At 67.0% G+C, this 6,477-nt stretch carries 7 protein-coding genes; 6 read left to right on the forward strand and 1 reads right to left on the reverse strand.

Features of this window, described 5'->3' with window-relative positions; translation table 11 throughout:
* The first annotated feature begins 2 nt into the window (after window positions 1-2).
* The 6 genes from fabG to xerD all read left to right on the forward strand — a co-directional run bounded on the left by fabG (window position 3) and on the right by xerD (window position 4,475).
* Window positions 3-752, forward strand: a complete 750-nt coding sequence (fabG, locus tag J4G12_01600; GenBank protein MCE2454501.1) for a 3-oxoacyl-[acyl-carrier-protein] reductase — start codon at window positions 3-5, stop codon at window positions 750-752.
* Between the two features lie 32 nt (window positions 753-784).
* Window positions 785-1,030 (forward strand): acyl carrier protein, encoded by a 246-nt coding sequence (locus J4G12_01605; protein ID MCE2454502.1) that lies wholly within the window; start codon window positions 785-787, stop codon window positions 1,028-1,030.
* A gap of 84 nt (window positions 1,031-1,114) precedes the next feature.
* Window positions 1,115-2,359: a beta-ketoacyl-ACP synthase II gene (fabF, locus tag J4G12_01610; protein MCE2454503.1), complete on the forward strand. Its 1,245-nt coding sequence runs from the start codon at window positions 1,115-1,117 to the stop codon at window positions 2,357-2,359.
* A 73-nt stretch (window positions 2,360-2,432) separates the two neighbouring features.
* Window positions 2,433-2,903, forward strand: coding sequence for a 2-C-methyl-D-erythritol 2,4-cyclodiphosphate synthase (gene ispF / locus J4G12_01615; protein MCE2454504.1), 471 nt, complete (start codon window positions 2,433-2,435; stop codon window positions 2,901-2,903).
* Between the two features lie 10 nt (window positions 2,904-2,913).
* Window positions 2,914-3,561, forward strand: a complete 648-nt coding sequence (locus tag J4G12_01620; GenBank protein ID MCE2454505.1) for a DedA family protein — start codon at window positions 2,914-2,916, stop codon at window positions 3,559-3,561.
* Window positions 3,558-4,475: a site-specific tyrosine recombinase XerD gene (gene xerD, locus J4G12_01625; protein ID MCE2454506.1), complete on the forward strand. Its 918-nt coding sequence runs from the start codon at window positions 3,558-3,560 to the stop codon at window positions 4,473-4,475. Before J4G12_01620 ends, xerD begins: the two co-directional genes overlap by 4 nt.
* Window positions 4,476-4,566: 91 nt before the next feature.
* Here the strand turns inward: xerD and J4G12_01630 are convergent, their stop codons facing one another.
* Window positions 4,567-6,150 carry a PDZ domain-containing protein gene (locus J4G12_01630; protein ID MCE2454507.1) on the reverse strand — a complete coding sequence of 528 codons (1,584 nt, stop codon included), beginning with the start codon at window positions 6,148-6,150 and terminating at the stop codon, window positions 4,567-4,569.
* Between the last annotated feature and the right edge of the window lie 327 nt (window positions 6,151-6,477).

The raw sequence follows: 6,477 nt of genomic DNA on the forward strand, positions 1-6,477 counted from the left end.
GAATGAACGGGAGAGTCGAAGACCTGGAGGGTGAGATCGCCATCGTCACCGGTGGATCGCAAGGCATCGGACTGGCCATTTCCGAGGCCCTGGCCGAGATCGGCGCCACTGTGGCCGTGATCGCCCGCAACGGCGACAGGGCGGCGGAAGCGGCGGCCGGACTCGACGGGGAAGGGCACCTGGGCCTTTCGTGCGACGTGGCCGACGGCGCGGCGGTCAAGCGGGTGGTCGCCGAGATCGGAAAGACCCTCGGCCCGGTCGGCGTCCTGGTGAACAACGCCGGCATTACTCGCGACGGCCTCCTCGCCCGGATGAAGGACGAGGACTTCGACGAGGTCATCGGCGTCAATCTCCGCGGCGCCTTCTCCACGATCAGATCCTGCTCCAGATTCATGATGCGCAGGAGAGGCGGGGCCATCGTCAACGTCTCTTCAGTGGTCGGCATTTCGGGCAACCCCGGCCAGGCGAATTACGTGGCCTCCAAGGCGGGATTGATCGGACTGACCAAGAGCGTCGCGAAGGAGCTTGCTCCCAGAGGCGTTCGCTGCAACGCCGTGGCTCCCGGTTTCATCGACACCGCCATGACCCGATCTCTTCCCGAGGAACAGAGCGCATCTCTCCGGGACCGCATCGCTCTGGGACGTTTCGGAACCCCTCGGGACGTCGCCGAAGCGGTAAGATTCCTTGCCAGCCCCCTGTCCGGCTATATTACGGGTCAGGTACTGACCGTCGACGGCGGTATGGTGCTCTAGCATGCAACTCACATTTCTACGGGAACTGCCGGATGAGTGACTCAATCAAGAAGCGCGTTTACCGGATTATCGTGGACGAGCTCGGGGTCGAGCCGGAGAAGGTCCGCGACAGCGCCGCATTCCAGGACGACCTGGGAGCGGATTCGCTCGACACCGTCGAGCTGGTTATGGCTTTCGAGGAGGAGTTCGACCTCGACATATCGGACGAAGACGCCGACGCGCTCCAGACCGTAGGCCAGGTGGTAGGCTACCTCGAACAGACCCTTGCCGACGGGTAGCTCCTTGGCGGCAGCCGGCGGACGAAGCTCTCACGGCATTCGCGCGGCACCGCATCCGCGCCGGCTCCTCCAGCCCGCCAGAAAGTGAAACGCGTCGTCATCACCGGAATGGGCGTCGTCTCGCCCTTGGGCAACGACCTGGACACCACCTGGGCCGGCCTCGTCGCAGGTCGGAGCGGAGGCGGGCGCATCACGCGGTTTCCGGTCAACGATCAGTTCTCCTGTAGAATCGCGTGCGAGGTCAAAGGCTTCGATCCTCTGGCCCACATGGACCGGAAGGAGGCGCGCCGCTACGATACCTACACCGTCTACGGCGTGGCCGCCAGCGCCCAGGCGATAGAGCAATCCGGCGTGCAGGACGCGCTCGCCAAGCACGATCCCATCCGAGCCGGCGTCATCATGGGTTCCGGCATCGGCGGCATCGCCACGATGGAGGCGCAGCACCTGCGGCTCCACAAGAGCGGACCGCGCAAGGTCAGCCCGTTCTTCATCCCCTCGTTCATCCCCGACATGTGCGCGGGGAGCGTGGCCATGCGCTGGAACCTCCAGGGGCCCAACTACGCCACCGTCTCCGCCTGCGCGTCCGGGGCTCACGCCGTCGGCAACGCGGCGCGCTGCATCCGGCACGGCGAGGCCGACGTGATGGTGGCGGGAGGCTCCGAAGCGACCCTGACTCCGCTCGCTGTCGCCGGTTTCGCCTCCATGAAGGCGCTCTCGACCCGCAATGACGATCCCCAAGCAGCGAGCCGGCCTTTCTCTGCCGACCGAGACGGATTCGTAATGGGAGAAGGGGCGGGCGCCCTCGTCCTCGAGTCGCTCGAGCACGCCCAAGCGCGCGGCGCATCGATTCTGGGCGAGGTCGCGGGATACGGCTGCTCGGCGGACGCATTCCACATGACCGCACCTCCTCCGGACGGTTACGGAGCGGCCAGCTGCATGCGGCTGGGACTCGCCGACGCGAAGAGCCGACCGCAGGACGTCGACTACGTGAACGCGCACGGCACCTCGACTATGGCCGACAGCATCGAGACTGCCGCCATCAAGCGGGTGCTGGGCGAACACGCTTACAGGATCGTGGTGGGCTCCACCAAATCCATGACCGGGCATCTCCTGGGCGCCGCCGGGGCGGTGGAGACCATCATATGCGTCCAGGCCTGCCGCCACGGCCTCATACCGCCCACCATCAACGCCACCGAACCCGACCCGGAGTGCGACCTCGACTACGCCTTTCACGGAGCGGTCGAGCGTCCGGTGAACCTGGCCCTCTCCAATTCGTTCGGCTTCGGAGGACACAACGTCACGCTCGCCATCCGACGCTGGGACGGTTGACGGCCGTGGACGAACGGATCCCGGCGGCGCGAGCTCGCATCCTTGCCGGACGCCGTTCCCCGCAGGCGGTCGGTTGAGAGTCGGGATCGGCTACGACTCCCACCGCTTCTCCGACGAGGCTCCTCTCGTACTCGGCGGGGTGAGGGTGCCGGACCACCCCGGCCTCCTGGGACATTCGGACGGAGACGCGGTGGCCCATGCCGTGATCGACGCCGTGCTGGGTGCGGCGGGTGAAGGGAACGTGGGTGCGCACTTCCCGCCCACCGATCCGCGCTGGCGCGGATCCGACTCGATCGGGCTCCTCTCCCGCGTGGGCGAACTGCTCGCGCAGAGGGGCTGGACGGTCGTCAACGTCGATGTGGTCGTCGTTTGCGAGAGTCCCAAAGTGGGCCCTCTCGCGCCTCGGATGCGCCAACGGCTGGGCGGTGCGCTCGGAGTCTCGCCCAGCATGATCTCGGTAAAGGGCAAGAGCAACGAAGGACTGGGCTGGATCGGTGCGGGAGAGGGTCTGGCGGTCCACGCCATCGCTCTGGTAACGCGATAACGGCGTTGCCGTGGAGGAGTTCCTAGCCTGGTTCGAGGGCATTCCCGCTCCCCTGGTCTACGCCGGACTCGGCTTCGGCGCGGCGCTGGAGAACGTCGTTCCGGCAATTCCGGCCGACACCTTCGTCGCTCTGGGCGGAGTGCTGGTCTCAGCGGGTGATCTGCGCTGGCCCTGGGTCTTCGGCATCACCTGGCTGTCGAACGTCGCCTCGGCGCTGGCGGTGTATCGGCTCGGCTACGTGCGCGGTCCCGGGTTCTTCCGCACCGGCATCGGCAGGCGACTGGTCGACCGCAGCCAGCTCGCGCGCATGAGGCGGTTCTACAGCCGCCACGGCGTCGTCGCCATCTTCTTCACCCGCTTCCTCCCCGGCCTCCGAGCCGTGGTCCCGGTCTTCGCGGGCGTCAGCCGCACGCGCTGGCCCGCCGTCGCGGCTCCCATATTCGTAGCTTCCGCGATCTGGTACGGAGCACTCGTGGGCGCGGGGGTCTTTCTAGGATCCAGACTGGATCTTCTGGGCGATTTGCTGGACCGGGTGAACCTAGTCCTGGTGTTGATCGCGACGGCGGTCACGATACCGGTGGTCTTCTGGTGGTGGCGCACGCGGCGGAAGCGTCGCCAGGTGCGGGTGGGACGCCGAGAGGCAAGCGAGCAGGAGTGAGCAACTCCCATCCACGCGGCTACGCCTTCGAGTTCTTTCTCGATCACCTCGCTTTGGAGCGAGGCCTCTCCGACGCCACTCTCTCCGCCTACGAGCACGATGTCGGGAAGGCCGTCGAATTCTTCCTTTCTCGCGGAATAGGACATCCGGCCTCGGTTGCGCTTGGCGATGTCAGAGACTGGGTCACCGAACTCATCGGAGCCGGGCTGGCTCCCTCGACGATCCGTCGCGCGCAATCCGCGCTCCGCACCTACTTCGGCTTCCTCCTCGACGAGGGGGTGGTGGAGAGCGATCCCACCGAGAGGCTGGACGCGCCCAGGCTCACCTTGACCCTCCCGCACTTCCTGACCCCGGACGAAATGGAGGCCCTGCTCGCCTCGCCCGACCCCACGAGCCGGCTGTACTGGCGCGACGTGGCGATCATCGAGGTGATGTACGCCACCGGAGTCCGCGTATCGGAACTGACTCAGCTCTCGCTCTTCGATCTGCACGAGACGGAGGGCTTCCTGCGCGTGCTGGGAAAGGGATCGAAGGAGCGAATCGTGCCGCTCGGCGGACCCGCCCTGACCGCCTTGCGCCGCTACTTGCGCGAACTGCGCCCCAAGCTCGCCCGGGAAAAGACCGAACGGCGCATCTTCCTGGGAGCCAGGGGCGGTCCGCTTCGGAGGGAGATCGTCTGGCGGATGCTCAAGTCCCTTGCGGCCAGAGCCGGGATCCCGACCGCCAAGGTGCATCCCCATACTCTCCGCCATACCTTCGCCACTCATCTGATCGAGGGCGGAGCCGATCTCGTGATCGTGCAGGAGCTGCTGGGGCACGCGGACATCGGCACGACGCAGATCTACACGCACCTGGACCGCAGCCACCTCTTCGACGTCCACGACCGCTGCCACCCTCGCGCGAGGCTCGGCTGACGTGTCGTCCCGCTCTCTCGGTGCGCACCAGTTTCGCCAGAGGCTGCTCGCGGGAGATTTCCGCAGCCGCCAGGGAGCGGAAGGGCGGCCCCTACCTTCCCACGTCGTGCTCGAACCGCAGCGTCTCGATGAGCTCGGCCGGCGAGCCGGCGGCCAGGATCAGGCGCACCGCTTCGGCCAGAACAGGGTCGCGAGCCATGCGGATGTCGAGCTGAGCGCCCACTTCCTCCATGCGCAGCGCGGCGTTCATCTCGACTCGCCAACGGAGGTAGTCCCGGATCTCGGGTGCGGCCAGAAGCTCCGCGACACCACCGTCCGACCTCAGGGTCTCGATGAGCGCATCGAGCTCATCCTCTCTCAGCCCCGGGCGCTCGCCGGCCGCTTCCCGCGCCGTGGCTGCGGCCAGACCGGCCTCGGCGATGCGCACACCCAATGGCACTTCCTTCCCGTTGAAGTCGAGTATGAACTCGCGTTCGAGTTCGGTCAAGGTGTCGTCCGCGATGGAGAGGTCGGGGATCACGCCGCCTCCGTCCACCAGCACCCGCCCGGAGGGGGTCGTCACGGTCGGGAGCGAGTCCGGCTCGGGGAGCGGCAGTCCTCGCGAGTCGCGCGCGCGTTGGAGCGAACGCCCGAGCGGAGTTTGCCAGGAACCCGTCGTGAAGCGCAGCTTGCGACCGTGTGGAAGGTCCATGACGGTCTGCACCACGCCCTTGCCGAAGGAGCGCTCGCCCAGCACGAGCGCCCGGTCGTAGTCCTGGAGCGCACCCGCCAGAATTTCGGCCCCGGAGGCGGTGAAACGGTCGACCAGCACCACGATGGGCAGGTCGGGAACCATCGGCGGATAGCGGTCGCTGAAGGACTCGGACTCGGTGACCCCGGCCGAACCGCCCGGCACGCGAGTCTCCCAGCTCGCCAGGGTGCTCCCCCTGGGCAGGAAGAAGTCGGCGAGCATGAGCGACTCGTCCAGGTAGCCGCCCGGATTCCCGCGCACATCGATGATCAACCCTTCGACTCCGTCGAATTCCATTAGCGTCCGCTGCATCTCGCGCGCCGAGTTGCGCGCGACCCGGTCGAGAACGACATAGCCCACGCCGGACTCGAGCACGCCGCGCCGCACGGCGGGCACATGGACCTCGGCCCGGGTGATGGTGAAGGCGATCAGCTCGGCGTAGCCCGCACGGTTCACGCGAACCGTCACGTCGGTCCCCACCGGCCCTCGGATGGAGTCCGCTGCCATCCCGGTGGTCCAGTCCGAAGCGTCGTGTTCGTTCACGCCCACAATCTGGTCGCCGAGCAGGATGCCTGCGTCGCTGGCGGGCATGCCCGGGAAGACGGCGGTCACGGTGACCCGCTCGTTGAGCGGAGTGATCTGGAGACCGATGCCCGAGTAGTTGCCCGTGGTGGCTTCCTCCCAGACCTCGGTCTCGACCGGGGTGAGAAGCTCGGCGTAGGGGTCGTTCAGGGACGCGATCAGGCCGTCGATCGCCGCCTCCCAGAGGACCGAGTCCGAAAACTCCGACGCGTGCATGGTCGAGAGAAGCGATACCGCCTCGGCCAGCACCTCGGCGGCCGAGCCTGCGGCGGCGTTGTCGGCAGGGCGCGTCTGCGCGACGGAAGGCACGGGGGAAAAAGCGAGCAGAAGCGCGACGACGGCGAATCCTTTTAGCACGGGCATCGGGGTTGGAGTAGCTGGCCAAGCCTTCAACACCCGCAGGCGTAGCGCGTTCCGGGATATGCAGGAGGAGGTCGGATCAAGTCGTTAGACGTGGCGGAGCTCAGCAGCGGAACCCGACACGGGCCGCGCCGCACGCGGGACGGACCAACGACCGTTCGCACGAATGAACCGAGGCCGGAATTACGGGTAATGGGTCATCAACCCCACCGCGAAAGCAACCCGTTCCCTAAAGGATCCGTCACCAACATGAACGTCGGCTCCTCTCTCGGTGGTCGCCGTGCCAACCGCGTGCTTGTCGGCCTCGAGGATCCCAGAGCTCACCGCACC

The organism is Gemmatimonadota bacterium (genome assembly GCA_021295815.1).
Taxonomy (GTDB): Bacteria; Gemmatimonadota; Gemmatimonadetes; order Longimicrobiales; family Gaopeijiaceae; genus JAGWBQ01.